This window comes from Microvirga sp. Mcv34 (assembly GCF_024519725.1).
In the GTDB taxonomy this organism is placed as follows: Bacteria; Pseudomonadota; Alphaproteobacteria; order Rhizobiales; family Beijerinckiaceae; genus Microvirga.
The window spans coordinates 52,060-78,733 of sequence record NZ_JALJRK010000002.1 but is presented as its reverse complement, the minus strand read 5'-3'; the positions used below and the strand labels follow the sequence as shown (position 1 = coordinate 78,733).

Sequence of the window (26,674 nt, the reverse complement as noted above, 5' to 3'; positions counted from 1 at the left end):
ATCACTCCTGCAGCAGAATCTCGACTCGGCGGTTCTGATCCGCGTTCGGATCAGCCGGGATCTTCGGATCCCGGTCCGCATGTCCCTCGACCCGCACGACCCGGCTCTCATTCAGCCCGCCGCGAACGAGCATGTATAGAGCCATCTGGGCCCGTGCCTGGGACAGCCGCCAGTTGTCGTAATTGACCGATTTGAAGGGCCGGGCATCCGTGTGCCCCCGGATGACGATCTTCCCCGGACGCGACTGCAGGATCTTGGCGATCTCGGCCATGGCCCGCACAACTTTCGCATGAGGCTCGGCTGAACCCACGGCGAACATCGTGAAGTCGAAATCGTCTGTCAGGCTGATCAACGTTCCAGCACCGGTCCGGCGAACGTCGATACGCGGTTGCGGCGACGCATCCTTGCTCGGTTGAACGGCTTTCATGATATCCCGCTTGAGCTCCGCCGCCTTCAGATCGGCCGCGCTGGCCGCGCTCGGATCGTCGTTCGCATGCTGCCCCGCCGCATCGGGCGAAGTGGCGTTCGATGCGGGCGCGGGCGCGGGAGCCTTCGCCTCCGGCCGGTTCCCGGCCGGGGCCTTCTGGCTCAGAGCCGCGACCACATCCATGATGGCCTTCGAAGGAGCGGGCGCGGCCGTTCCTGGCTTCGGCGCCGCATCCATCTTCAGCTTGTCGACTGGCGCGACCTGCCAGTACAGAGGGTCGAATGGATCTCTGAAGGCTTCGCCCGCCTTGAGGCCGGGCACCTCGGTGTCGCCCGGCGTCGCATCCGCGCCGAGCGTGTCATAGGGGGTTACATCGGCCTCGTCGGCAATCCGGGCCAACACAGCATAAGGATCCTGGAAGAGAGCCCCCTCCTTGAACCGCGGCTTGCGCAGCTGGTGGGACTTTCCGCCGGTCCCTTCGCCGCTCCCCTTCTCCTTGCCGTCCTTCGTGTTGTCTGAATTGTTGTCCGGCGGCACGTTCTGGGGATCGTCGAGGCCCTTCTTGTTCGGGGTCGATTCCGCGAGCTGGACGGGATTGAAATAATTGGCTACGCCGCTTCGGGTTTCCTCATCGGTCATGCCGATGAGCCACATTACGAGAAAGAACGCCATCATGGCCGTCATGAAGTCCGCATGTGCGATCTTCCATGCGCCACCCTTGACGACATCTTCGCCATCGTCGCCTCGACGGACGATGACGATCTCCTGCTTCTCTGAACTCGCCATCGATCGTCAGCCTTCCAACGCCTGGGACAGTTTGGTCGACCAGGCGTTCAATTGCGTTTGAGCCAGCGTATCCCGCGCCATCACGCTCACCTCGACGTGCTCGCCGGGAGAAAACTCGATCAGATCCCCGGAAGGACCAAGACGGGTCTGCAAAGCCGTGATTAGATCCTCCGGCCCAGAAACCTTCAGAAGGCGCACGTCATTGCCGGAGAGCAATGTCGCAAGGACCTCCTTGAAATCGGCAAGCGCCTGCTGGCGAAAAGCCTCGGCGACGAAAGGCCTGAGGATGTTGGCGACTTTCTCCAAAAGGTCGGACTCGATCCTTTCGATCGCTTGGGAAATTTGGGACGAGAGTTGCAGGGCCTGTTGATCGACCCAAAGCAGACGCTGCTCGCTCACGTCCTCGAGATGGCGGGCCTGCTCGGCCGCCAGAGCGTCTTCGAGCTCCTTGCGCGCGCGCTCACGTTCTTCCGCGCGGACCCGTGCCTCGACCGATGCGGCGATCTCCGCATGACGGTCGACGACGGGCGCCTGCGGCGGCTCCGGGCTCGGCTCAGGCGCGACCTTGACGGCGCGCAGGAGATTGATCCCCGAAGGAGCTCCTGCGGCCGGACTTGAGAAATCCGTCAGGAGGCTGGCGAGGGTCCCGGCCATTATGCGGCCTCCCGCCCGAGCCATTGCTTCAGAACGGCGGCAGCCTGCTCCTCACTCAGCTCGATGATCTGCTCCAGTTTGCGCTGCGGCGTCCGCGGCATCTCGATCAGGTTCTGCTCGTCAAGCTCGGACGCCACCTGCAGGGCGGTCTCCCTGCTGGATTCGAGAGCCTCTTCAGCCTCGGCCGCAGCCAAAGCGGCCGCCTGCTCACGCTGGAGCTCGAGCTCGGCCTGATGGCGGGCCATGAGCATGCGGACGGCCGGGCGCAGACCGAACCAGATCATCATGGCGCACAGGGCGAGGATCGTCAGTGCGTTCACGACCGTGCCGAACTGGCGCATGAGGATCTCGGTCAGAGACGGCCCCTGAACCGGCTGAAGCATTCCGCCGTCGTCGACGAAGCTGACGGCCGCTACCTTGATCTGGTCGCCGCGATCCTTGCTGAAGCCCGCCGCCGAGGACACGAGCTGCTCGATCTCGGCAACCTTGGCGTCCATCTCGGCCGGTGTCGCATTCTCGCCGAGCAGCGACGTGATTCGAGACCGGTTCACCAGGACGGCGACGGACAGGTTCTTGATCTGGTAGCCGTCGCTGATCGTCTGAACGGTCTTCGACGAAATCTCGTAATTCGTCAGCTCTTCGCGCCGCTGGTTATCCTCGCTTGAGCTGTCTCCTGATTCGCTCCGAACGTTCTCGTCCGGCAGGTTCTGCTGGACCGTCGTGGGCTTCTGGCCACTCTTGTTCTGCGAGACCTCGGTTTCCTTGATCGTCCGTGTCGAACGCTCGACCTTCGATTCGGGATTGAAGATCGTCTCGTTGGTGCTGACCTTGTCCGTGCTCAGGCGAGCGGCAACACTGACTTCGAAGTTCCCGGTGCCGAGATAGGGCGCGAGCGTGCGGCGCACGTTGTCCTGGATTTCGAGGCCGACCGTCTTTTCGAGGCGCGCCATCTTACCCGTGGAGGCATTGGCGGCATCATCGCCGGACATCAGGAGCGTCCCGTCCGTGTTCATGACGGTGACTTTGTCGACGGCCATGCCGGGAATGGCGGCCGCGACGAGGTGCCGGATGGCCTGAGCGGACGATGCATCGTCGGACGGCACCGTGCGAATGACCACGGAGGCTGAGGGCGGCTGCTGCTCGCGACGGAACGAGCCTCGATCCGGCAGAACAATGTGGACGCGCGCCGCCTTGATGCCCTTCATGCCCTGGATGGTTCGGGCCAGCTCGCCTTCTAGGGCCCGTACCTTGGTGACTTCCTGCATGAAGGAGGTGAGGCCCAGGGAGCCGAGATCGTTGAAGAGCTCGTAGCCGGATTTCGTGCTGTGCGGCAGCCCCTTCTCGGCCAGTAGCATGCGGGCCTGAGCCGTATTGCCGTAGCTGACGAGGAGGGCCGTCCCATCGGTGCTCACGTCGAAGGGGATGCCGGCATCCTTCAGGACCGCTCCCATCCGACCCACGTCCTCGCGGTCGAGCCCCGTATAGAGCATCTCCTGCGCCGGTCGGCTGAGGTAGTAGGTGCCGATGCCGACGGACAGGAAAACGGCTAGACCGATCGCGGCCAAGGCAGCCAGGCGACGGGCGCCAAGCTGCATCAAACTACTCCACAATCTTTCGGCGTGCTGACGACCAGGCATAGAGAATCTCGGTACTGGTAAGAGGTGTCGAGATCACTTGTGCGTCGTCAACCTTGTGCGAAGGTTGCTGCCCCTTCGCCGCAGTTCCACTTTCCTAGCTCGCAGGACATGAGAGCGATCAGAAATATGACCGCACCAGGCCGCTCACGAGGATGTTCCAGCCGTCGATCAGGACGAAGAACAGGATCTTGAACGGGAGGGCCAGGACGGTCGGGGGCATCATCATCATGCCCATGGACATCACCAGGGTCGCCACGATCATGTCGATGACGAGGAATGGCAAGGCAATCAGGAAGCCGATCTCGAACCCTCGCCGCAGCTCAGAGATCATGAAGGCCGGGATCAGGATCCGCAGATCGATCTTCTCGCCCTCGGCTGGCCGGGGATAGTTGACGGCCGCCAGATCGCTGAACATCTGGAGATCCTTGGGCCGCACATGGGTCATCATGAACTCGCGGAACGGCTCCGTCGTCCGGGTAAACGCCTCCGCCTCGGAAATCTGGTTCTCCGTCAGCGGCCTGACCCCGTCGTTCCAGGCCCGGTCGAAGGTCGGCCCCATGACGAAGAAGGTCATGAACAGGGATAGGCTGATGAGGAACAGATTGGCGGGTGTGCTCTGGAGACCCAGCCCCGAACGCAGGAACGAGAAAGCCACCACGAACCGGGTGAAGCTCGTCACCATGATCAGCAGACCGGGCGCCAGGGATAGCACGGTCAGAAGAACAACAAGCTGGATAATCCGGCCACTGACCGCGCCGTCGCCTGCGGGAATGAGGGATTCGAGGCCGGCGATCTGCGCGTGGGCGCTTGTTGCCGTCAGGAGGAATGCACCGGTAAAGATGAAGCGAAAAGGCATCGGTCACTATGTCTTTCAAGAAAATGGAAAGGCATTCGCGTCAAAGGCCGGCGAATGCGGCAATGGCTTCGTCCTATTGTACGACCAGGGTTTCGAGCACCAGTTCCTGGATTGTGCCCTTCGAGCGCACCCTCGCGCGCTCGTTGAGATCCTCACGCAAGTGGAGGAGCCCGCTCGGGCCCTGGATCTGCGCCAGCGAGACGGTGCGCATATAGGCGAGAATGTCCTGCCTGGTCTCGGACGCCAGTACGTCGGGGTGCTGCTCCTCACCTGACTTGTAGACGATGGATGCCTCCAGCCTGACCCAATCGTTGTCCGAGCCGGCCAAGTTGGTCACGACGGCTGCAAGCTTCTTGAGCGCGATGTTGCCCTTGTAGGGGCTGGCGACTTCGGTCTTCTGCGGCAAGGCCTTGTACTTTTCCTCGACCTGACGCTCGATGCCCGAGACCATGACCAAACCAAATCCACCCCCGATGGCGGCGGACAGGAGGGTCAGAAGCCCAAGCGTCAGGAGCCACCGGAGCGATCCTTCTTTGCTCGGCGTGCTGCCTTCGGGCGCAGGAAGTGCAAGAGCCTTGGCCATTCTTCTCTCGTCCTGGTGGTCTGCCTAGAACGGCGCCACAATATCGTAGATCTGTTGTCCGTAGGAGGGCTGCTGGACTTCCATCAGGCGCCCGCGGCCACCGTAGGATACCCGAGCTTCGGCAATCTTGTCGTAGCTGATCGTGTTCTTCGGCGAGATATCGCGCGGTCGCACGATCCCGGCGATGTTCAGGATGCGAAGCTCGTAGTTTACGCGCACTTCCTGCGATCCGCTGATCACGACATTTCCGTTCGGCAGAACCTCGTTGACGACGGCGGCCACGGACAGCCGCAGCTTCTCAGATCGGTCGATGGTTCCCTGCCCGGCCGAGGACGACGACGAATTAACGCCGTAATCCCCCGTTCCGTCCGAATTCCATCCCTTGAAGGAGAAAGCGTAATCCAGGCCCGCCCCGATCGAAGACTTACGAGAGCGGTCACTTGCGTTGTCAAACTGGGCCTTGTCGTCGATCTGGATGTTGACCGTGACGATATCGCCGACCTGCCTCGCCCGCGGGCTCGTGAAGAGATCGGCGCTGGCGTTGCTCCAGGTGGAATTCGCCGCCGTCGGCCCATTGGCCTTGAAGAGATGGGGCAGCGGCTCGCGGTCGACGAGAACGCCCGACCCGACCGGGGTCATTCCCGGCTCGCGCCCGATCTCCTCCGGCCTCGTCGCGCAGGCGCCGAGGAAGCACAGTCCGGCAATCAGAAGAAGGTGTTTCAATTCTGCCTCACGGTATTCTTGTCCCGCTTAGGGGCATCGGTGATGACATTCGCCAGCTGCGCGGCACGAGCCGGTTCCATTTCGTTCAGCACGGCGCTGGCCACGCGGGGATTGAGACGGGCGATGACGGCCGCGGCGATCTCCTCATCCATATTCGTGAGCTGCAATGCCGCCGCGTCCGGGCGCATGCGCGAATAGATCAGGACGATGGTCTCGTCGGCCTTCGCCAGCACTTCGTTTCGGCGACGCAGCCACTCCTCATACTCGGCGCGCTTGGCTTCTAGCACTTTGAGGCGACCCTCGATCTCCTTCTCCATATCCGCGAGAGCCTGTTTCTGGAGCGCGAAACGAGCGTCGGAGGCGGCATCCGCGATGCTGGCGCAGTATTGGCTCGACTTGGCGTCCGCCTTGACGTCCTGCGCCATCGCGCCGTGATGCGCGGCGGTTCCGAGAAGCAGTCCGGCGGCAATGGCCATCGGCTTGAGAGATGTGATGATCGTGGATGGGGTCATTGGATCACCAGTTCCGCTTGGAGGGCTCCGGCCGTCTTCACGGCCTGGAGAATGGCAATGACGTCGGATGGCTTGAGACCCATCTGGTTGAGCCCCTTGACGAGGGTCTGGAGGTCGGCACCACGGACGATGGCGAGCGGCACCCTCTCCTCCGCAGCGGTGATCTGGGTGCGCGGCACGACCACCGTCTGGCCCATGGAGAATGGATCGGGCTGAGACACTTCAGGGGTTTCCGTCACACGGATCGTCAGCGCTCCATGAGTGATCGCCACCGTGGAGATCTGAACATTCTTTCCGATCACGACCGTTCCCGTCCGCTGATCCACGACGATCCGAGCCGGCGTATCCGGCCTGATCTCGAGGTCGCCCAACTCGGCGATGAACCGAGTCGCAGCAACATTCTTCGGCTTCTGCAGGAGAACGGTGCGAAAGTCGCGGGGAGACGCGACGCGAACGCCGTAGCGCTGCTGGGCGTAAAGGTTGATCGCATCCGTGATCAGCGTCGCGGTTTTGTAGTCGGGGTTCTTGAGCTCGAAGGCCAGCGGACCCATGGCATTGAATCCACCCTGAACCTCCCGCTCGATCAGAGCGCCGTTCGGGATCCGCCCTGCGGTCGCGACACCGGAGGTCAGCGTTTCGGCCTGCCCCTGGGCGGAGAAGCCCGAAACGGCAATCGCGCCTTGCGCGACGGCATAAACCTGCCCATCGCCGCCCTGCAAGGCGGTGAGCATCAGAGTGCCGCCCTTCAGGGAGGTGGCATCGCCCATGGACGTGACCGTGACGTCGATGCGCGAGCCCGATCCGACGAAGGCGGGAAGATCCGCCGTGACGATGACGGCCGCGACATTGCGGGTCCGCAGGTTGATGTCGCGGACATTGACGCCCATACGATCGAGCATCGATTGCAGGGACTGCTCGGTGAAATGGGAATTGCGAAGCGTGTCGCCCGTCCCCTGGAGGCCCATGACGAGACCATAGCCGATGAGCTGGTTGTCGCGCACGCCCTGAACGGACGCCACATCCTTGATGCGTGTCGCGGCGTGGCTCGGGAGCGAGACAAGAACGGCGAGGAGGAGGAGGATCGCGCGGAGCATCATCAGAATCCGATCCGAACCCGGCCGTCGGGCTGAACCCGGCCGGTGATGATCCGGCCGCTGTCGACGTTCTTGACCTGGATGGTTTCGCCCAGGGTGCCGGACTGAAGCGGGATGCCGATCCCCATGATCGACAGCCCACCTTCCTCGAACACGATCTGCGTCTGCGTACCACGCGTCACGAGCTTCGGGTCGTCGACGGCATTCATCGGAATCGGCTCACCGGGCAGGAGAGTCCGACGCGCCATCTTGCCGGTGAGAACCCGCGGCGACTCGATGACAGCCGTCCGGTAGCGGTAATTTTCCGGGAATGCCCGATCCTTGAGCATCGACTCGTTGATCGTATCGCCGGGATAAATGGTCACCGAGGGAACCGGGAGAATGCGCTCTTCAGCGATGGCGGCCTGGGAAGCCGCCAGCGCCATGACGCTCGCCGCGAGAGCAAGATGGACGAGATGCTTCATGAATCTTTCACCCGGCTTTCGCCCTTAGCGGATGCCCTTGGACACGGTTCCGGCCATATCGTCGGCGGCCTGGATGACCTTCGAGTTCATCTCGAAGGCGCGCTGTGCGGAGATCAGGTTCGTGATCTCCTTGATCGGATCGACGTTGGAGGCCTCGAGATAACCCTGGTGGATCTTCCCGAACCCCGGATCCGACGGCATGCCCACGACCGGCGCGCCGGATGCGAGGGTCTCGCGATAATAGTTGCTGCCGATCGGCTCCAGGCCCGCATCGTTGGCGAAGTTCGCAAGCGACAGCTGGCCGAGGTTCTGCGGCTGAGCCTGTCCGTCGATCTTCGCGAACACCTCGCCGGATTCGTTGATGGTCACGTCGAGGGTATTGGCCGGAACGATAATCGGCGGATTGAGGGTGTAGCCGTCGAGGGTGACGAGCTGCCCGTTGCCGTCCTTGTTGAACGATCCCGCACGTGTGTAGACGATTTCGCCGCTGGGGGCATTGACCTGGAACCAGCCGCGGCCGTTCAGGGCGAGGTCGAACTGGTTCGACGTATTCGTGAGCGATCCCTGGCGATGCAGGTTGCGGATCGCCGCCGTCTTGACGCCGAGACCCAGCATCGCGCCTTCCGGGACCGGGCTCGATCCGGCCTGGTTTGGAATGGCCTGAGACCGCTCTGCCTGGTAGAGCAGATCCGTGAACTCGGCCCGCGCCCCCTTGAAGGCGGTTGTGTTCACATTCGAGATGTTGTTTGCGATGACTTCGACATTAAGCTGCTGGGCATTCATGCCCGTGGCGGCGATCGCGAGCGCTCTCATTTTAGTCCCCTTAAATCGTCATCCGGGCGATTTCTTGATAGGCCGCGACAACCTTGTCGCGGATCGCGATGGCCGTCTGGAGCGTCTGCTCCGCCGACATCACCGCCTCGACGACCTGCTGCACCGAGGCCTTGCCTTGGATCCCGGCGATCGACGCCGCTTCGCCCGCCTTCATCGTATCGATGGCGGAAGTGGCCACTTGAGCCATCATGTCGCCGAAACTCGCCTGGGATGCCCCGGCCACGGCTCCTGCGGCCGGCGTCCCGCCGAAGGTGGGAATGGCTGCGATCGCCGAGGGGCGATCGATCATTGAGGAGATCGAAGAAACTGCGCTGACCATATCAGCCTCTCATGAGATCGATTGTTGCAGTGATCATGGCTCTAGCCTGCTTCATCATCTGCAGGTTCGCCTGATAGGATCGATTGGCCTCGCGCATGTCCGCCATTTCGATCAGCGTGTTCACGTTCGGCTTCTTGACCATGCCATTCTCATCCGCGGCCGGATTGCCTGGGTCGTACTCGACCGGAAAAGCGGAATCGTCCTGCCCGATGTCCTTGACGGTGACAGAGGCCGCGCCGAGTGTCCGGTCGAGCTCGGATTTGAAGGTGATCGTCTTGCGCGTGTAAGGATCGGAGCCCGGTGTACGACCGGTCGACTGCGCGTTCGCGATGTTCTCCGAAATGACCCGGAGACGCGCCGATTGGGCTTCCAGGCCCGAACTCGACAATTTGCTGGATGCAACCAGGGGATCGATCATCATGAAGTCCTTACGCTTGACATCAGCATCCGGTGGAATGACTTGACGATGCTTGTGTTCAACGAGTGCTGCCGGTTGACCTCGCCAGCCTTGATGAGCTCCTGCTCAAGGCTGACGGAATTCTTGGAATAGACCGTGTCCCAGCTATCCGACTTCTTGACCTTGCTCGCTTCGGCTTTTGAAGGCGTAAAGCCGATGTGGCTGGCGTTCGTCGCGGCCATGGCCAGCTTGGTCTTGTCCATGACGTCGGCAAACGGCTCGACATCCCTGGCCCGATAGCCCGGGGTGTTGGCGTTGGCGACGTTTCCGGAAATCGTCGTTTGGCGGGCGGCGAGCCATTGAGCCTGTCGCGATGCCAGATCGAACAGATAGACAGGTGCCGTCACAGGGTGGTCTCCAGGCGAATATGGTAAAGAGGCGTTTAACCCGCCAACCTTGCACGAGGCTGACCTGAGAGGCGCGCGGCGCCATCGGTTAGCTCTACCTTTGCGATCAGAACCGAGTTTTGGCTTCCGGAAGAAAGGCGTGAGACACGCAAGGAATGATGCGGTCGGTCACATGATATATTATGTCAATATTCCTGGCGCGACACTATAGCAGCGGAGTCAGGCGGCTTTTTTGATTGCTGATTTCGGTACGCTGATGCAATCGCGGCGGTGACATTTCTTGCCGGCCGGGCACATCAATGGTGTTGCCCTCGGCGATTCTTCACCATTAAGTTCAGATCCTGCACGCGACGCAGCACATGGGTTGGGGGGAATGACTCATACTTCTGCGTTTAACAAGGGAGTCGATGTGCGATCCGGGCAGGATGCCCGTCCGATCGTCGATGCCGGTCGCGCTCTCAAGGCCGTTCGCGATTTCGCGCTGATCACCCTCGACCCGCATGGCCACATTATATCGTGGAACAGAGGCGCAGAGCAGATCTATGGCTGGAGAACCGATGAAGTTCTTGGTCTCCATTTCTCGCTCCTCTATCCACCGGATGCGGTGAGCCGCAGTAAATCCGCTCAGGATCTGAAAACGGCCGAGAGACTGGGTCACTTTGGAGATCAGGCACGCTGTAGAACGAAGCAGGGTGTCCCTGTCCTGTGCCGGATTACGATCGATGCGATCGAAGATGAATGCGGGAGAATATGCAACTATATTCTCACATCGCGCGACGTCAGCCGCTTCATGGCCGCGGAGGCTGCACTCAAAACCCAGGAGGAGCGCTACCGGGCCCTGATTGAGGCAAGCGCCGCCATGGTCTGGCGCGCCTCACCGAACGGCTCGATTATCGATGGCCTATTGGGCTGGGAGACGCCGCACAACCACTCGGCGGGTAGTGCCAGGGACTTCGCATGGCTTGACCACGTTCACCCCGAGGATCGTGAACGGGCGACGTCGTCCTGGATTGAGACGCTCGCGTCCGAACAGCCCGGAACAAGCGAGTATCGTGTCCGCCAGCCCGGTGGCGAATACCGGTGGGTGCTCATGCGAGCCGTTCCCCTCCGGGATGCCCGTGGCATGGTGCAGGAATGGGTTGGCACGGTCACGGATATTCACGAGCAGAAGTCCGCCGCCGAGCGCCTCCGTCAAAGCGAAGAGCAGTACCGCGCCCTGATCGAAGCGAGCGCGGCCATCGTCTGGCGTGCTGCGACGGATGGGTCCGTCAGCAAGGTCTGGGGCTGGGAGGCGTTCAGCGGCGAATCCAGGCAAGTCTATCTGGACTTCGGGTTCCTCGACGCCGTTCACCCGGATGATCGAGAGAAGCTGCTCGCGCAATGGCGGGCCGTTCGCACATCTCAGGATCCCGGCATGTTCGAGTACCGGGTTCGACGGTCGGACGGAGCCTATCGCTGGGTGCTCGCAAGAGCCGTCCCGCTCCTGGGCGAAGACGGCGCCGTCCAGGAATGGGTGGGCACGGTCACGGACATTCACGACCAGCGGCTGGCCGAGATGAAGCTTCGCAGCAGCGAGGAGCGCCTGCGTGTAGCTATCGAGACGACCGCGCTCGGCATCTGGGATCAGGATCTTGTCACAGGCCGCCGCCAATGGACGCCGGAAGCCCGTCAGATCCTGGGACTCGGACCGGATATCGATGTCACCCGCGAGATCGTTCTCGGATGTGTGCATCCCGATGACCGGGACGGCCTTGAGGAAACATTCTATGCCAACGAGCCCGGCGCCAGCCTGACCTATAGTGGCACGTTCCGGGTGTTTCGTGCCGATACCGGCGCCGAGCGCTGGGTGACGGCGATCGGCCGAACGATGGTGGACGAAAGCGGGCGACCCATTCGCAAGATCGGGACGATCCAGGACATCACGGAGCGCAAGCTCGCGGAGAATGCCCTGCGCTCCAGCGAGGAGCGGCTGCGCACGAGGGAGGCTCACCTCCGGTCCATTCTCGAAACCGTTCCCGACGCCATGATCGTCTCGGACGAGGGCGGCATCATCCGCTCCTTCAGCGCCACGGCCGTACGCATGTTCGGCTACCATCCTGACGAGGTCATCGGGACCAACGTCAAGTTCCTGATGCCCCTGCCCTACAGGGAGCAGCATGACGGCTACATCCGCCGCTATCGTGAAACTGGCGAGCGGCGGATCATCGGGAGCGGGCGCGTCGCCGTTGCCCAGCGCAAAGACGGCTCGACCTTTCCCATGGAAGTCCAGGTCGGCGAAATGGAATCCGATGGCGAGCGGTTCTTCACGGCCTTCATCCGCGACCTGACCGAGCGCCAGCGGACCGAAACGCGGATGCAGGAATTGCAGTCCGAACTCGCCTACATGTCGCGCTTCACGGCCTTGGGCGAAATGGGATCGACCCTGGCCCACGAAATCAACCAGCCCCTGACGGCGATCACAAGCTATCTCAAGGGCTGCGGGATGATCCTGAACGGGATCGAAGGTGATAAAGTTGCCCTTGTCCGGCATGCGGTGAACGAAGCGGCCGAAGAAGCTCTACGCGCCGGCGAGGTCATCCGGCAACTGCGCGAGTTCGTTGCCCGCGGGGGCAGCGAGCATCAGATAGAGGGGCTTCAGAGGCTCGTCGAAGAAGCCGGCGCCTTGGCGCTCGTCGGGGCCAAGGAGCAAGAAGTGAAGGTCGAGTTCGATTTTCCGTCCGACAGCCCTCTGGTCTTCGTGAACCGCGTTCAGATCCAGCAGGTCCTTCTCAATCTCGTCCGCAACGCAATTGAGGCGATGCAGGATGTGAGCTCTCGTGAGCTGACGATCAGGGCGAGACCTCTGCCCACAGAGTCGCTCGTTCAGATCAGTGTTCAGGATACGGGATCCGGCATTCCACCGGAGATCTTGAAGAACCTGTTCAAGCCGTTTACCACCACGAAACAGAGTGGCATGGGGGTCGGCCTCTCGATCAGCCGGACGATCATCGAATCTCACGGCGGCAAGATCTGGGCGGAATCCGTTCCTGGCGAGGGAACAACCTTCCATTTCACTCTTAGAACCATCGATATGGAGGACATGGCCAGTGTCGAACACGCCGATCGTGTATGTGGTGGATGATGACATTGGAGTGCGAAAAGCTCTTTCGTTTCTGCTGGTTTCGGCCGGGTTGAACGTTCGTGTCTACGAATCTGCGAAAGCATTCCTCGACGAGGTTCAAGACCCAGGGCGATGCTGCATCGTTACGGATGTCCGCATGCCTGGGATCGACGGACTGGAGTTCATCCGGCGTCTCAATGGTCGTGGACTGAATGTTCCTGTTGTCGTCATGACAGGACACGCGGACATTCCTCTCGCGGTCGAGGCCATGAAGGTCGGAGCCATCGACTTCCTCGAGAAGCCCTTCCGGGAAGACCGATTTCTGGAGGTGGTGCGCTTCGCTTTGGTGTGCGATGAGAAGAGCGTCCGTAAGAACCAGGAGCTTCTGCGCACCCAAGCCCGACTTCAGTCGCTGTCTCAACGTGAGCGCCAGGTGCTCGACGGGCTCGTCGCCGGAAAAGCCAATAAGATGATCGCACATGAACTGAACATCAGCATTCGAACAGTGGAAATCCATCGCTCCAATGTGATGTCCAAGATGGAAGCGAAGAGCCTTTCAGAGCTGATCCGCATGGCTCTGTTTCTCGAAGTCGCGACCGGCAACTAGGCGGGCACGGCTGGATAGACGCCAGCAGCTCCCTGCGCGGCCCGATGTGTCCTGCTCAGCCACGGCGCCCTGCATCTCAGGTTGAGCCTGGCGGAACTCCACACCTGTCTCATGAAATTCCTCTAAAGGCTTTAAGACCCGCATGCCTGAAGTCAGACAAGTTTCCTCGGTTCCGCGAGACCAGGCTGCAGAAGGCTCCAACGGCGACACTCATGTGGTGGCGAACCACAACCGCTGGTCCCGGATTGTCTTCGACGTCAGGGACGTTTCCGGCGACGCCTGGTGCGAGATCGGCTTTCAGATCGCATGGCATCCAGAGGAGGAGGCTCGATCCGTTCACGACTTTGCAGCGGTCGGCATCGACTTCCTGGCAGAAGATGGATTTCACATCGATTTCGCATATGTCCCAGGATTGTCGAGGACGCAGATCGACCCTCACAGCCATTATGTCGCTGGACCAGCCTACTACGATCGAAGCAGCGATCATTCCCATTCGGCCCGAGTGCTCTTCAATGTCTTCGTTCCGGCCCCGACACGCCATCTGACACTGACGATCCGCAGCTGGCGCAACGCGCACCCGTTTACGATCAGCGGCCTGAGAGTTCAGCAAAGCGTTCAGATGCCCCCGCCGGATCCTTCGGAACCCACAGGGTCCCGGCCCGATGGCAAGCCTGTCCCGGCTCCGCGACGCGCGTGGTGGGATCTAATCACGACGCCGCGGTGGCTGACCTACGGGGTTGCACCTGGCCATCCGCTCATCGTCCGTGGGCAGCTGATCAACAATGGCAAAGCGGGCGACGGAGCCTTGGCCCGAATCATCTTCCGGGATGCGAAGGGCAAGCAACTTCCGCCCCCCTATGCAGACGTCTCATCGTCACCGGTCTACGGACCCTTCCTCGACATTCCGGTTCACCGGCAGGCAAGACGCTTCACGCTCGAGCTGACGCCGCCTGCGGGTGCGACGACCGTCGAACTCGGCTTTCAGGTCTCGGAGGATGCGTCGCGGATCAGCCTAGTCACTCCGCTTGAAGCTTCCATCGGCGACGAGCTCCTGCTCGAGAACATTCTCGGCGACGACATCGCCGGTCCGCTTGGCTTCGTTGAGAGAGTTTGCGAGCGCCTCCAGGTCCAGCTTCGTCCCGAGGCCCAGAGGATGCGCGCGTGTCCCGTCGATCAATGGATCGATCCAAAGGATCTCGGGCCTCTCTTTACCTTCCATGATCGACTAAAAGCCGTCCAGCTTGGAGAAGCACCGGCGATTGGCGATGGCCGCTTGACCTTATGTGGCCTCGAGCCGTGGCCTCTCCCCGAAGTGTTCTCATGGGCGGAAGACCCTTACAGGTCTCCCGCATGGCGGCTGGAATTCCAGTCCCTTTCCTGGCTTCTTGACCTCGCCGCCCGGCCGGAGCTCGGGGGACCCGCGAGAGCCTTGGATATTGCCTTGTCCTGGGCGCAATCCAATCCGTGGGATGAGCCCAGAGACACTTTGAGCACATACCCGTTGTCGATGGCGACACGCACGGAGGTGCTGCTTCATCTCCTCGCCCTGCTCGCAAGCTCAAAGAACGGCAAGGACATCAAGCGCCGGCAGACACTCTTCGCCGAGATCATCAGATACGGCTTTGCCCTCTCCGAGATCATAAGCCAGAATATCTTCTCACCCTCCCTCATTCAGCTGCGCACCGCCTGTGCGTTGCTTGCCATCAGTCGTGCCATTCCTCGCTTTCCCTTGGCGTTGTACTGGAAGTCCATTGCGCTTGCCCAGCTCCGCGCTGGATTCGAGCAACTGATCGGACCCGACGGCTCATCAGTCGAGCAATCTCTTCACGACCGTCTCGAGATCATCTCCACCGGCTTGCTGCTGACGCAATGTGTTGAAGGCGAAGCCGATGCCCTGGACTTTCGTGAGCTCCTGACGGAACGCCTCAAAGCTGGTCTCAAAGTCATCGTCGGAATGACCGATCCGGGCGGAATGCTGCCGCCTCTGGGCGATGCGCCGCACGGCTATCATCATGCATCATGGCTGAGACGGCTGATCTCCGGTTACGGCCGATCACTCCTGGAGGACGCCGAACTGGCCGAGGAGTTGTCCTATCCGACAGGTCCACGGATGTTTGCGTCCGAAGGTGACGGCATCGTCGTCTTCCGGGATTATGAGCGCAAGCCTCACTGGAGTTACCTTTGTGCCTCGTTCGGCGAGCAACGCCGTGAGAACGGTCATTTCGACTGCTCATCCTTCGTGTACACGGCCCGAGGCACCCGATGGATCACGGATCCCGGAGGATCGAGCCTCCATGACACGGGTTCTATCAGACACTATCTGACTTCGTCTCGGGCCCATAGCATTGCCAGTCCGGACGGACTCGATCAGTCATCGGGTCATGGATGGATCGAAGCCAGAACATCGCTCGATCACGCGAACATCGTGCGCATCGGGACGAACGTCTATGGCCCCCGCTATGACCATGCCCGCATGTTCGTATGCCTAGACAATCTCGACGCAATCGCCGTATTTGATTGCTTCAGAGGCTCCGGGGCGCCTCTCTCGTTCGATGGCACTCTTCATTTCGAAGAGAATGTTGCGGTCGCGCTGACGAGTTCAAACCTTGCCATCGGATTCCACAACAAGAACAGATTGCGTATGATCCCGCATGTCATGACTGGCGAATACAACGGCATGGCGGTCACCAACGGAAGCAATGACCGCCGCGGATCGTTGCAGGGCTTCGTCTCTCATGCGCAGGGAGGTCTGCGCCCGGCCAATGTCCTGACCTACAAATTCTCCGGCTCAGGCGACGTCTGCGGAGGAATGATCGTTACGATCAGCGATCAGGGCTTCCGCCGGATCATGGATCTCCTGGCGACGCCGGAGGTCAAAGCAATGCTGCGGATGCCCGGCCTTATGCATCAGGCCGAGCAGCAGGAGTTGATGGTTTGAAGAGCAGTCGAGACCCGGCAGTTCAGACGCCGGGCCTCGCTTCAGGCAGCCGTTTCAACCGCCTCATCAATCGAAGAGCGCGTCGATGGCATCCTGGGAGGTTACGCCTTTGTCGGTCGCGAGAGCGGGACCGTTCAGGAGCGCCGCTTCCCCCTTTCGCCCCGCTTCGTCCACGGGCTCGACGTCCTTGAAGCTTTCGAGGCCGCCCCAGATATCGATCATGTGATGAACCCGCTCCTCGACGAACTTCATCGCGTTGACGACCTTGCTGATACGCTGACCTGTAATGTCCTGGAAGTTGCAGGCCTCGAAGATGCCGATGACGTGATCGAGGATCTCGCGAGCGATCTCCTGGTCTCCGCCGGTCAGGCGTGACGACAGGTTGCTGGAGAGATCGTCGATTTTCTCGGCTGCGGCCAAGATCGAATTGGTCGCCGTCTCAGTTCCGAGAACGATGGCTCCGAGTTCGTCGGTCACCCGCGTGATCTCCTGGCCTTGCGCGCCAGCATAGCGAAGCGTCGCAATCTCCCTCTTGGTCCGCTCGATGGCCTCGTAGATCGAGTCGAGCTCCACCTTCAGGCGAAGGGCCTCCTGCATGTCGCGCCGATGCTCTTCGAGCAGGGATGCCGAGATCTCGCGCGCGGGAACGATGGACTCCTTGATCGTGCCGAGCATGCTCATGATCTCGGAATGCCGCTCCTGGACTCCTTCATCATATGGAAGGGTGTCCATGGTCGCTTCGATGCGATAGCTTTTATGTGGCTTCATGACACTGCCTGCCATCACTTACCCGTTGAAGACAGCGCTGATCTTCGTCCGCAGCGTCTCGGCATTGAACGGCTTGACGATGTAGTTGTTGACGCCGGCCTTCTTGGCTGCAACGACATTCTCGGTCTTCGCTTCGGCCGTCACCATGATGAACGGCAAGGTGCTCAACTCGGCATCGGAACGCACTTGCTGCAGCAACTCGTAGCCTGTCATGGGCGCCATGTTCCAATCGGAGATCACGAGGCCATACTTCCTGGCCCGCAGCTTCTCCAAGGCCGCCTGCCCATCGGAGGCATCGTCAACGTCGTTGAAGCCGATCTGCTTGAGGAGATTGCGAAGAATTCGGACCATCGTCTGATAATCATCGACGACGAGAACAGGTGTGGAAAGGTCAAGGCTCACGGTATCAGATCCTTAGAGGGCCCTGGAGCGGGCTTGTCTATCGAATGGCTTACGCAGCTTCCCGTTCGGTCTCGAAGGCCAGAACTGCATCCACGTCCAGGACGATCAGCAGCTTATCGTGCAGCTGATGCACCCCCTGCGAGAGACCGACCCAACCCCGGTCCATGTGAACCGGATTGGGCTGCATCTCATCCGGGTCAAGTTTGAGGACTTCTCCGACCTCATCCACGAGCAGGCCGTAAGCCTCGCCATGGTTCTCCAGCCCCACGGCCATCCGGCGCTCCGTGACGCCCGAATCGCCGAGGCCTAGACGCCGACGCAGCGACACGGCGGTGACAACCCGGCCGCGCAGGTTCAGGAGACCCGCAATCTCTCCAGGTGCCAGCGGAACAGTGGTCATTTCGCTGACGACGAAAACATCGTGAACCTTGCTTATCGGCAGGCCGAGCAGTTGCCCCGCAACCGTGACCGTTACGAACTCCATCTGCTTGGAGGCCCCCTTAACCGCAGAGGATGTGATCGGTTCGATGGGTTTCATGGTCATGCAGCCTCTTCAAGCGACGCGTTGAGTTCGGCCAGCGCGGCAAGCAGCCCACGTCGGTCGATCTTCGAAACGATTTCTGAAATGCGCAGTTTCCGCGCCAGGGCGATCTGCTGCGGGTCGGGCTTGACCGTCATGCCGATGACGGGCGTCGCGCTGTGATGCGGGTCCGCCCTCAGGGACGCGACGAGCGCGAAGCCCGAATGCCCGGTGAGTTCGAGATCCGTCACGACCACGTCGATCTGCAATCCGTTAGACAGCAGGCGAACGGCCTCCTGGGCCGTCGAGGCCGTATGAACACGATAGCCAGAAGCCTTGAGGACCGGGACGAGCATGTCACGGAAGAAGGTCGAACTGTCGACCAGGAGAAGGGACCTGTCCGGGCCGTTCCGCCGGTCCTTGCGGGACCATGTCTCGAGCACCATGGGGAGGTAATGGGCGATGTTGACGATTTCCGTGGTGCGACCGCGGACGACTGCGGACCCGACCAGATCCGAGCGCTCCGCGAGCAGTTCCACATCGAGCTTGTCCTCGACGATGTCCACGATTTCGGCGACGGCCAGACCCATGGAGACTTCGCCGTCGGAGAACACCAGCAAGGATTGCATGCCCTGCCGTTTGATGGCGAGCTCCTCATCGCAGGACACCAGCGGCATCAGGCGTCCGCGATACTGAATAACCGGGCGCCCGCTCGACCACTCGATCGTGGACGCGTCGACTTCCTCAAGGCGCGTCACCAGTGACAGGGGCACGGCCTTGAGGCTCTCGCCTCCACCACGGAAGACGAGAAGGCTCGTCAACTCCTCCGCGGCCGCAACCGTCTGTTCGAGGCCGGCATCGGTTTGGAACTCGTTGGTATCGGCGCCGGAGCCGACCATCCGGGCGAGTCCGTTGGGATCGATGATGAGCACCACGGCACCATCGCCGAGGATGGTGTTGCCGGAGAAGAGCTGAATGTGTCTCAGTTTGGACGACATCGGCTTGACGACGATTTCCTCGGTATGGAAGACGCCGTCCACCAGAATGCCGAAGCGCTGATGAGCCACCTGCGTCACCACCACGAATCCATGGTTCGCCTCTTCGTCCGTCGAGAGGCCCATGACTTTCGAAAGCGGGACGATCGGCAGCAGCCGGTCGCGCAGGCGGAGGATGGGTGTGCCGTTGATCCGCTCGATGGAATGCTCCGAGGCGGGGGAGACCCGGACGAGTTCGGACACGGCGACCTGCGGAATGGCGAAGCGCTGGTCCTTGGAGGCTACGATGAGTGCCGCGACGATGGCCAGGGTCAGCGGAATCTTGATCGTGAACGTCGTTCCTCGTCCCTGCTCGGAACGAATATCAACGGTGCCGCCGATCAGTTCGATATTCGTCTTCACGACATCCATGCCGACGCCGCGCCCCGACACCGACGTGACCTTCGCGGCGGTGGAGAAGCCCGGATGGAAGATGAACTTGGCCACCTGGGCGTCGCTCATCCGCTCCACTTCGGAATCGCTCGCGATGCCTCTTTCGACAGCCTTCTTGCGAATGGCCGCGAAGTTGAGCCCTTTGCCGTCATCGGCGATCTCGATCGTGATCGAGCCGCCCTCATGATAGGCATTGAGGCGGATTGTGCCCTTCTCGGGCTTTCCGGCCGCTTTCCGGTCCGCAGGGCCCTCGATGCCGTGATCGGCGGAGTTGCGGACCATGTGCGTCAGGGGATCCTTGATGACCTCCAGCACTTGCCGGTCGAGTTCTGTATCGGCTCCCTGCATCACAAGCTCGATCTTCTTCGAAAGCTCGTTGGAGAGGTCGCGAACGACACGCGGAAGCTTCTGCCACGCATTACCGATGGGCTGCATGCGGGTCTTCATGACGCCATCCTGCAGCTCAGCCGTAACTTGCGAGAGGCGTTGCAGGGGCACCTTGTAACCGTGATCCTCGGAACTTCTCCGGGCAATTTCGAGCAGCTGATTGCGGGTCAGCACAAGCTCCGACACCATGGTCATCAGGTGCTCGAGCGTGTCGACATTGACGCGGATGGTTTGGACCTTCCCGGCCATTCCTTCGCCGCTCTCGCTCGCGTCCGAGGCGTCGGTATTCTTCTTGGCAGCTTGCGGAGGCGATGCGTCCGCCTTGGCAGGAGGCGCAGCCGGCTTCTCGAAGACGAGCGGAGCTGGGCCCGGCGCCTCACGGAAGGCACGCTCAAGTTCATCGAGAGACACTTCGCCTGGCTTCAGGGAGCGTTCCAGCACCTGATACGCCAAGGTACCGGTGGTCGAAACCTTCTCGGGGCCGGGCGCCTCCTGAAAGGCCCTCTCGAGCTCGTCGAGCGAAACCTCTCCCGGGCGCAGCTCCCGCTCAAGGACCTGATAGACCAGTTGACCGCCCGTTTGCGGCGCAGTCGGCTCAGAAACGGGTGCCTCCTGCAAGGCCATTCTTTCCAGTTGCTCGATGAGGTCGCTGTCCGAGCCTTCCGGCTCTGCGCCCTGGCGCTCCAATTCTCCCAGGATTTCCTTGATCCGGTCGAGAGTCGCGAGGATCAGCGAAACAGCAGGAGTCGTCACCGGCATCCCATCGCGGAACTTGCCCATCAAGGTCTCGGCCGCGTGCGCAAGCGCCTCAAGGCGGGGCAGACCGAGGAAGCCGCAAGTTCCCTTGATCGTATGAACCAGGCGGAAAATGTTGCTGAGAATCGCTTCGTTATTGGGGTCCTGCTCGAAGCGGACCATCTCCACATCGACCGTCTCGAGATGCTCGTTGGTCTCGGTGAGAAACTCAAGAAGAAGGTCGTCCATTGCCGTGTCTCAACTCTTACTACGCGAACTGATCAGCATTGATCATCAAGCCGTATCAGATGGAAAATCGCGCGGCCTTCACGCCGGCAACAAAGCGCTGAACGTCATGTCCACGCTTGGGAATGCGGGGGAGTTTCCGTGTTCCGCACTCAGCCGCCCAAAAGCATCCCGTCCGAACACGGTCGCTTCTGGATTGAGATCGGCATTGTTCTTCTTGTCATGCCCCGCCCCGATACGCTTTTCACTGCGTCAGACTCTTTGCTGATTCTATCGATGAGGCCGACCCAGAACTGCTCATTCGGCGCTTTTGGCCGCGAGCATTGCTCCGCAGTGTTTACCCCATCCTGACAGCTTCGATCATGACGTTGAGGAAGAATAAGGCTCCGATCCCTGCAATAAAGTTAACGCGTTGAAGAGGAATAGGATTTATTTGTGACGCGAAAAGCAAACGGTCACCGTGAAGGGAGCCCCTTCGCGGTGACCGCAGACAGGTTTCGATGCTTGTCTTAGACCTTGAGGCTCGCATCGTATGCGGCGAGGAACCGGGAACCCTGTTCAGGATGCCGCGCCCACATAGGAGTATCCGATGTACCGCTTGGCGTCGATGGGATCATAGCCGAGACGCTGCCGGAGCTTCTTGCGGAGCTTGCTGATATGCCCTTCGACGACGCTGTCTTCTACATCGTCGCTGTAGATTCCATAAACCGCATCGAAAATCTGCTTCTTGGTCAGACGATGCCCTCTCTTGCGAACGAGATATTCGAGGATGTGCCGCTCGCGACGGGGGAGCGACAGGGGCAGCCCGTCGATTTCCGGATCGCGGCCATCGAAGAAGACCTTCAGGCGGTCGGTGTCGCTCTGTGTCTTCTTACCGGCGCTCGCATTGACCCGCCTCCAGATGGCCTCCGAGCGGGCCAGGATTTCCCGGACGTGGACGGGCTTACGAACGACGTCGTCGAACTTCGCCGTGAAGAGTTCGAGCGTCTCTTCGAGGGAGCGCACATCGCTCAAAGCGATGATGGGAGCCTTGGAATAACGGCGAATGCTCTCAGCGGAATGAACCCGCTCTTCGAAGGTGCCTAGGACGAAGCCTTGAACAGCCTCGAGATCTGCATCGGACGCAGATTCCAGCCAATCGGTAAATTCATCTGCATATAAGCCAAGGGAGGATATGCCTTCACGCTTAAAGCTCGCAACATATCCGGACGTAACCATCTGCCGGTCATCGACGACGATATACATGTTATTCTGCCCCGCCTTAATAATTAAGAGCGTTTTACGTATATTTTACATGCCGCTTTGATTTTTTTACTCAACTCGTTCGTGTCTTGCGGCCACGTCCAGAAACTATAATTTAGCCGCTGCACGGACAATACGTAAATAATGGGAGCGACCGCTTGGTTATGGTTAATGCTCCTTAACCAACCTTAAGCAGTCCTTGAACCCGCCCTCCGTCGCAGAATCATAGGATGACGCCATCCCTTATCGGGACAACGAACTGATAAGACAGGTCTTTTTCAGCAATTTACGTTTCGTAGTTACAATGGCGTTCAGTCAGAGGCTGCTTTTGTAACTTTAATACTACGTAATTTCCGTAATTTCGTTGTACGTAGAACCACCTATTCGCTACCGAACCAACGATCGCAGCAGCTGGCGTCGGCTCGCGAACGCTCGTCAGGTTTAAAGCGTGCAACGAACGTCATCGGGTCTTCGAATCGTGCAAGTGGAGCCGACCACCCGATTACGGCGTTGTGCCGCATGAAGATTGTGCGAGGCATGCCTGCCATAGGAAGGCGGCTTGCTAACTCCTCATGGAACGACCGCAGCGGGAGGACGCGTTCTCCGAGTGCCTATAATCCCCCTGAAAAGAGACTGTTAACCGTAAATCTTGAGGAACCCGTCTGCTTCTTGACCCCTGTCCGATGACGAAGCTATGCCTTGAGCCGACTGCCGTTCAGATGATTGCGAACAATAGGTCGATCAGCACTATGGCGCGCCCGTTTCATGGGCGGCATGACGCTCCGCCATTTTACCGGTTTTGAGCCCGGATACTCTTCGAACAACGGATCGAGTGAACCTCGATGCATGATGCTGTTCCGTTGCGTCGGTGAGATTCCGACATGCCCCGAACAACTCAGGCGCCTCCGAGCGGACAGATTTCGAATGATGGAACGTCCTGGTCCCAGCAATCTTCCTCTCTGGGAGGAGGTCGACCGTCTTGCTGCGCTCCAGAAATACGAGATTCTGGATACGTCACCCGAAGTCGAGTTCGATAATATTTCCAGACTGGCGGCACAGGTTTGCGACACGCCATTCGCATTCATTTCCTTCCTTGATGAGCGCAGGCAGTGGTTCAAATCCCGGATCGGATTTGAAATTGCAGAGACGCCCCGCGAGTTCTCCATCTGCAACCGTGCAATCCATCAGTCGGGTGTGTTCATCGTTCCCGATACTGCGGTCGATCCCCGGTTTGGCGGAAGGCCCGCCGACGATGGCAAGACCATGCCATCGTTCTATGCTGGAACCCCTCTGAGAACGAAGGAGGGGCTACCGCTCGGAATGCTGTGCGTGCTCGATCACGAGCCACGCCCTTGCGGCTTGAGCAAGCGTCAGGAAGAGGCTTTGACGGCCCTGGCCGGGATGGTCATGTCTCAACTGGAGCTCAGGCTCGCGACAAGGGTGGCGGCGGACGGCGAAGAATTCACGCGACGCCTGCTGGCGAGCTCGAACGATTGGATCAAGTTATTCGACCTGAATGGACGTCTCCGCTTCATGAGCCAGGGCGGGCTGCATACGATGGAGGCGGCGGAATTCGCCTCGATCGAAGGGATCGACTGGACGTCATTGTGGAGCGGCGCTGCCGCGGAGGCAGCATCTGCGGCTTTCGAGAAGGCTAAGGTCGGCGAGACCGGACGATTTCAGGCATGCCGCGAGACGGCAACAGGGACACTGAAATGGTGGGATGTCATCGCGACTTCCATGATGGGACGGGACGGAACACCTCAGGGGTGCCTCTGCATCTCTCGCGACATAACGGAATTCCGAAACACGGAACAGAATCTGCGCAAGAGCGAAAGGCGCCTCCGGACGCTCGTTGAAGCGATGCCATTCTCCTTCTCGTCACCGCAGATCGTGTGGTTTAGCGATGGAGATGGTGAGCTCACCTACTGCAGCGATGGCTGGTATGAGTACACGGGATTGAAATCCGACACAGGGTGCAAGGAATGGTGTTCGGTCATCCACCCATTGTACCGTGAGAAGATCCTGGAACGGTGGAAGGGCTACATTAGGGAAGGTAGCCCCTTTGAAATGGAAATGCCCCTCCGGCGCGCATCTGACGGAATGCACCGTTGGTTCATCATCAGGGGAGAACCTCTCGAGAATGAGCAGGGCAAGGTCGAACAGTGGTTCGGCATTGCTTTGGATATTCATGAACGCAAGCAGTCCGAGCAGGCCTTAAGCGAGAGTGAAGAGCGCCTTCAACTTGCGTTGAAGGCGGCTCATATGATCGCATGGGAGCTCAACCCACAGACAGGGGTCACGACACGGTCCGAGAATTCGCTTGCACTCCTCGGCATCCAGCCTGGTGCCGATACGAGCTTTATGACGGGGCTTCATCCTGACGATCATCAAAAGGTGCAGGACTTTCTGCAGCGGATACAGATCAGCGGCTCGGACTCAGTTGAATGCCGGTACATCGTGCCAAGCGGGGCGATCCGTTGGCTGCGCGCGCGAGCGGAACGAGCAGCACCTGATCGGATCGTCGGCGTAACGTTCGACATCAGCGAGCAGAAGGAGGCCGAGGAGGAAATATGGCGCTCGGCCAACCACGATGCGCTGACACGCCTTCCCAACCGCAACCTCTTCCAACGCCGGCTTGAGACGGCCCTCACCTCGGCCAAGCAGAACGGAACATGCGTAAGCTTGCTGCTGATCGACCTGGATGATTTCAAGGACATCAACGACACCCTGGGTCATGATGCAGGGGATGCCCTGCTGCAGGAGACGGCGCGCCGCCTCTCCGCCATGGTCCGCAGCTGCGATACCGTAGCACGGATCGGGGGCGATGAATTCGCCGTCCTCGTCATCGATCCATTGAAGCTCGAGAATGCCACGCGCCTCGGCACTCTGATCGCCGAGATGCTGCGCCAGCCCTTCACTTATCAAAAGCGGTCTCTCGTCAGCCGCGTGAGCATAGGCATCGCGGCCTTTCCGGACCATGACGGGACGCCGGCGGAACTGGTCAAGGATGCGGATATCGCGATGTACCAGGCGAAATCGCAAGGGCGGAACCGTGTCGTGACCTACTCGCCTGAGATGCGCCAGATCATTGAGCAGCGTGTCTCCCTTGGGCGCGGCATGCGTGACGCCATCGCCAACGATGAGATCATTCCGTTCTACCAGCCGAAAGTCAGCCTCGCGACGGGCGAGATCGTTGGTCTCGAGGCGCTGGCGCGCTGGCGCCATCCCACGAAGGGTCTCCTGACGCCTGGCTTCTTCGGGGCCGTTTTCGAGGACCATGAGATTGCGGTCTCTATCGGCAAGCTTCTGACCTCGAAGGTGGCCGCCGATGTGCGCCAATGGCTCGACCAGGATCTTCCGTTCGGACGGATTGCACTCAATTTATCCCCAGCCGAGTTCGGTCAATCGAGTCTCGTCGATACCATGCTCAGGACCCTCGACTGGCTTAAGGTCCCGCCCACGTCTTTCGAGGTTGAGGTCACGGAGACGGTTCTTCTGGGGAGAAACTCCGACAACGTTTCCTCGGCCCTTGCTCGGTTCCGTGAGAGCGGCATCCAGATTGCACTCGACGATTTCGGTACCGGCTATGCCTCGTTGACTCATCTGAAGCAGTTCCCGGTGGATCACATCAAGATCGACCGCAGCTTCGTGCGTGACCTGGAGCAGGATTCCGACGATGAGGCGATCATCACGGCCGTGATCAGCCTCGGCAGAAGCCTGCAGCTCCAAGTGACGGCAGAAGGCGTGGAAACACATGGCCAAGCGCGGCGTCTGCGTGAGCTGGGCTGCGACCATGCTCAAGGTTATCTTTACGCGAAGCCGATGGCCGCTTCACAAATCCCCGACCTTGTGAAGCGCTGGAATGCGATGCTCATAAAGCCGCGCCAGGAGCGAAACGAAAGATTGCTGGGCGGTCGAATGACCCTTTAGGAGAGAGGATCCTGTCAGTCGCCTGTTTCATTCGACGATAGGACGAGGAAAGAGGGCGCCTAACTGCACCCTTGAACAGCTCTCACAGGCACGCCGCCCACAAAGTGAAGTGAAACCTCCACCCGTGGCGCCACATGCCTTTCCCGCTCTTCCATAATCGGTTTGGAACGTCCCACCCTTCAGTTCTCTTATCTTCAAGTATGCTTATGTAAGCTTGGCAAAGGAGCAATCGCGCCAAAGGGTTTACCGAAGAGAAGGTGTACGATGGTTTCTCCACTCGGCCGTCTCCTCAATCATTGCCGTATTCTGGTGGTCGGGGGCGAATATTTCTTCGCCAACGATTTGGCTAAGGCTTTGGAAAGCTTGGTGCCGACGTCATCGGACCTGCATCGGATCAGGAGAAGGCTTTGGACCTTCTCGCCTCGGTATAGAGAATCCATGCCGCGGTGCTCGACATCAATCTTCGTGGATGCACCGCATTCCCGATTGCAGATACTCTCGTCGAGAAGGGGGGTCTCGTTCGTGTTCACGACGGGCTATGCTCCCGCTTCGGTTCCGTCGATTTACGACATCCCCGCTGGGAGAAGCCCTTTAGCTATAACGACTTGGCACAATCTCTCCCGGAACTCGTCAGGAACAGCTAGTGTCCTGGAAGCCGGGAACGAAGGTCGGCGCA

22 protein-coding genes are annotated in these 26,674 nt (G+C 60.2%); 4 read left to right on the top strand and 18 right to left on the bottom strand.

Annotation, left to right across the window (positions count from 1 at the left end; genetic code table 11):
* Position 1 precedes the first annotated feature (1 nt).
* The 13 genes from OC446_RS01710 to flgB form a co-directional block, all read right to left on the bottom strand.
* The gene (locus OC446_RS01710) at positions 2–1,213 is read right to left on the bottom strand and encodes a MotB family protein (protein WP_262027309.1); all 1,212 of its coding nucleotides are present in this window, start codon (positions 1,211–1,213) and stop codon (positions 2–4) included.
* 6 nt (positions 1,214–1,219) lie between these two features.
* A complete protein-coding gene (locus OC446_RS01705; protein ID WP_262027308.1) occupies positions 1,220–1,867 on the bottom strand; it encodes a hypothetical protein in 648 nt (215 codons plus the stop codon).
* Complete coding sequence (gene fliF, locus OC446_RS01700) at positions 1,867–3,504, bottom strand: flagellar basal-body MS-ring/collar protein FliF (protein ID WP_262027307.1); 1,638 nt, start codon at positions 3,502–3,504, stop codon at positions 1,867–1,869. Before fliF ends, OC446_RS01705 begins: the two co-directional genes overlap by 1 nt.
* A 118-nt stretch (positions 3,505–3,622) precedes the next feature.
* Positions 3,623–4,360, bottom strand: a complete 738-nt coding sequence (fliP, locus tag OC446_RS01695) for a flagellar type III secretion system pore protein FliP (RefSeq protein ID WP_262027306.1) — start codon at positions 4,358–4,360, stop codon at positions 3,623–3,625.
* A 73-nt stretch (positions 4,361–4,433) separates the two neighbouring features.
* On the bottom strand, positions 4,434–4,943 hold the full coding sequence (locus OC446_RS01690; RefSeq protein ID WP_262027305.1) for a flagellar basal body-associated FliL family protein: 510 nt from the start codon (positions 4,941–4,943) through the stop codon (positions 4,434–4,436).
* A gap of 24 nt (positions 4,944–4,967) precedes the next feature.
* Positions 4,968–5,666: a flagellar basal body L-ring protein FlgH gene (gene flgH, locus OC446_RS01685; protein ID WP_262027304.1), complete on the bottom strand. Its 699-nt coding sequence runs from the start codon at positions 5,664–5,666 to the stop codon at positions 4,968–4,970.
* On the bottom strand, positions 5,663–6,178 hold the full coding sequence (locus OC446_RS01680) for a MotE family protein (RefSeq protein WP_262027303.1): 516 nt from the start codon (positions 6,176–6,178) through the stop codon (positions 5,663–5,665). The genes flgH and OC446_RS01680 overlap by 4 nt, the downstream gene beginning before the upstream one ends.
* Positions 6,175–7,272, bottom strand: coding sequence for a flagellar basal body P-ring protein FlgI (flgI, locus tag OC446_RS01675; protein ID WP_262027437.1), 1,098 nt, complete (start codon positions 7,270–7,272; stop codon positions 6,175–6,177). The genes OC446_RS01680 and flgI overlap by 4 nt, the downstream gene beginning before the upstream one ends.
* A gap of 2 nt (positions 7,273–7,274) precedes the next feature.
* The gene (gene flgA, locus OC446_RS01670; RefSeq protein WP_262027302.1) at positions 7,275–7,736 is read right to left on the bottom strand and encodes a flagellar basal body P-ring formation chaperone FlgA; all 462 of its coding nucleotides are present in this window, start codon (positions 7,734–7,736) and stop codon (positions 7,275–7,277) included.
* A 24-nt stretch (positions 7,737–7,760) separates the two neighbouring features.
* Positions 7,761–8,549 (bottom strand): flagellar basal-body rod protein FlgG, encoded by a 789-nt coding sequence (flgG, locus tag OC446_RS01665; RefSeq protein ID WP_262027301.1) that lies wholly within the window; start codon positions 8,547–8,549, stop codon positions 7,761–7,763.
* A gap of 10 nt (positions 8,550–8,559) precedes the next feature.
* Positions 8,560–8,859, bottom strand: coding sequence for a flagellar hook-basal body complex protein FliE (locus OC446_RS01660; protein ID WP_410054988.1), 300 nt, complete (start codon positions 8,857–8,859; stop codon positions 8,560–8,562).
* Between the two features lie 31 nt (positions 8,860–8,890).
* Entirely contained in the window at positions 8,891–9,307 is a 417-nt protein-coding gene (flgC, locus tag OC446_RS01655) for a flagellar basal body rod protein FlgC (RefSeq protein ID WP_262027436.1), read from the bottom strand.
* Complete coding sequence (gene flgB / locus OC446_RS01650) at positions 9,307–9,693, bottom strand: flagellar basal body rod protein FlgB (RefSeq protein ID WP_181050433.1); 387 nt, start codon at positions 9,691–9,693, stop codon at positions 9,307–9,309. The genes flgC and flgB overlap by 1 nt, the downstream gene beginning before the upstream one ends.
* A gap of 373 nt (positions 9,694–10,066) precedes the next feature.
* On the opposite strand from flgB, the gene OC446_RS30825 reads away from it, so the two are divergent.
* The 3 genes from OC446_RS30825 to OC446_RS01630 all read left to right on the top strand — a co-directional run bounded on the left by OC446_RS30825 (position 10,067) and on the right by OC446_RS01630 (position 16,338).
* Positions 10,067–12,814, top strand: coding sequence for a PAS domain S-box protein (locus tag OC446_RS30825; protein WP_315986473.1), 2,748 nt, complete (start codon positions 10,067–10,069; stop codon positions 12,812–12,814).
* Entirely contained in the window at positions 12,780–13,400 is a 621-nt protein-coding gene (gene fixJ / locus OC446_RS01635) for a response regulator FixJ (RefSeq protein ID WP_262027299.1), read from the top strand. The genes OC446_RS30825 and fixJ overlap by 35 nt, the downstream gene beginning before the upstream one ends.
* Before the next feature lie 142 nt (positions 13,401–13,542).
* Positions 13,543–16,338, top strand: coding sequence for a heparinase II/III-family protein (locus tag OC446_RS01630; RefSeq protein ID WP_262027298.1), 2,796 nt, complete (start codon positions 13,543–13,545; stop codon positions 16,336–16,338).
* A 66-nt stretch (positions 16,339–16,404) separates the two neighbouring features.
* Here OC446_RS01630 and OC446_RS01625 read toward each other — a convergent pair whose 3' ends face one another.
* From OC446_RS01625 to OC446_RS01605, 5 genes are all read right to left on the bottom strand, one after another.
* Positions 16,405–17,070 carry a protein phosphatase CheZ gene (locus tag OC446_RS01625; protein ID WP_262027297.1) on the bottom strand — a complete coding sequence of 222 codons (666 nt, stop codon included), beginning with the start codon at positions 17,068–17,070 and terminating at the stop codon, positions 16,405–16,407.
* Between the two features lie 54 nt (positions 17,071–17,124).
* Positions 17,125–17,508, bottom strand: a complete 384-nt coding sequence (locus OC446_RS01620; protein WP_181050438.1) for a response regulator — start codon at positions 17,506–17,508, stop codon at positions 17,125–17,127.
* Between the two features lie 49 nt (positions 17,509–17,557).
* Positions 17,558–18,046 carry a chemotaxis protein CheW gene (locus tag OC446_RS01615; RefSeq protein WP_262027434.1) on the bottom strand — a complete coding sequence of 163 codons (489 nt, stop codon included), beginning with the start codon at positions 18,044–18,046 and terminating at the stop codon, positions 17,558–17,560.
* 2 nt (positions 18,047–18,048) lie between these two features.
* On the bottom strand, positions 18,049–20,826 hold the full coding sequence (locus OC446_RS01610; protein WP_262027296.1) for a hybrid sensor histidine kinase/response regulator: 2,778 nt from the start codon (positions 20,824–20,826) through the stop codon (positions 18,049–18,051).
* A 555-nt stretch (positions 20,827–21,381) separates the two neighbouring features.
* Complete coding sequence (locus OC446_RS01605; RefSeq protein WP_262027295.1) at positions 21,382–22,068, bottom strand: response regulator transcription factor; 687 nt, start codon at positions 22,066–22,068, stop codon at positions 21,382–21,384.
* A gap of 762 nt (positions 22,069–22,830) precedes the next feature.
* On the opposite strand from OC446_RS01605, the gene OC446_RS30820 reads away from it, so the two are divergent.
* Complete coding sequence (locus tag OC446_RS30820) at positions 22,831–25,998, top strand: EAL domain-containing protein (protein WP_315986472.1); 3,168 nt, start codon at positions 22,831–22,833, stop codon at positions 25,996–25,998.
* Positions 25,999–26,674 lie beyond the last annotated feature (676 nt).

What these genes read in the sequence shown, in the direction of transcription:
- OC446_RS01710 (WP_262027309.1), bottom strand. Translation starts at nt 1,213, where the DNA reads ATGGCGAGTTCAGAGAAGCAGGAGATCGTCATCGTCCGTCGAGGCGAC.
- OC446_RS01705 (WP_262027308.1), bottom strand. Translation starts at nt 1,867, where the DNA reads ATGGCCGGGACCCTCGCCAGCCTCCTGACGGATTTCTCAAGTCCGGCC.
- fliF (WP_262027307.1), bottom strand. Translation starts at nt 3,504, where the DNA reads ATGCCTGGTCGTCAGCACGCCGAAAGATTGTGGAGTAGTTTGATGCAG.
- fliP (WP_262027306.1), bottom strand. Translation starts at nt 4,360, where the DNA reads ATGCCTTTTCGCTTCATCTTTACCGGTGCATTCCTCCTGACGGCAACA.
- OC446_RS01690 (WP_262027305.1), bottom strand. Translation starts at nt 4,943, where the DNA reads ATGGCCAAGGCTCTTGCACTTCCTGCGCCCGAAGGCAGCACGCCGAGC.
- OC446_RS01680 (WP_262027303.1), bottom strand. Translation starts at nt 6,178, where the DNA reads ATGACCCCATCCACGATCATCACATCTCTCAAGCCGATGGCCATTGCC.
- flgI (WP_262027437.1), bottom strand. Translation starts at nt 7,272, where the DNA reads ATGCTCCGCGCGATCCTCCTCCTCCTCGCCGTTCTTGTCTCGCTCCCG.
- flgA (WP_262027302.1), bottom strand. Translation starts at nt 7,736, where the DNA reads ATGAAGCATCTCGTCCATCTTGCTCTCGCGGCGAGCGTCATGGCGCTG.
- flgG (WP_262027301.1), bottom strand. Translation starts at nt 8,549, where the DNA reads ATGAGAGCGCTCGCGATCGCCGCCACGGGCATGAATGCCCAGCAGCTT.
- OC446_RS01660 (WP_410054988.1), bottom strand. Translation starts at nt 8,859, where the DNA reads ATGATCGATCGCCCCTCGGCGATCGCAGCCATTCCCACCTTCGGCGGG.
- flgC (WP_262027436.1), bottom strand. Translation starts at nt 9,307, where the DNA reads ATGATCGATCCCCTGGTTGCATCCAGCAAATTGTCGAGTTCGGGCCTG.
- OC446_RS30825 (WP_315986473.1), top strand. Translation starts at nt 10,067, where the DNA reads ATGACTCATACTTCTGCGTTTAACAAGGGAGTCGATGTGCGATCCGGG.
- OC446_RS01630 (WP_262027298.1), top strand. Translation starts at nt 13,543, where the DNA reads ATGCCTGAAGTCAGACAAGTTTCCTCGGTTCCGCGAGACCAGGCTGCA.
- OC446_RS01625 (WP_262027297.1), bottom strand. Translation starts at nt 17,070, where the DNA reads ATGGACACCCTTCCATATGATGAAGGAGTCCAGGAGCGGCATTCCGAG.
- OC446_RS01615 (WP_262027434.1), bottom strand. Translation starts at nt 18,046, where the DNA reads ATGAAACCCATCGAACCGATCACATCCTCTGCGGTTAAGGGGGCCTCC.
- OC446_RS01610 (WP_262027296.1), bottom strand. Translation starts at nt 20,826, where the DNA reads ATGGACGACCTTCTTCTTGAGTTTCTCACCGAGACCAACGAGCATCTC.
- OC446_RS01605 (WP_262027295.1), bottom strand. Translation starts at nt 22,068, where the DNA reads ATGTATATCGTCGTCGATGACCGGCAGATGGTTACGTCCGGATATGTT.
- OC446_RS30820 (WP_315986472.1), top strand. Translation starts at nt 22,831, where the DNA reads ATGGGCGGCATGACGCTCCGCCATTTTACCGGTTTTGAGCCCGGATAC.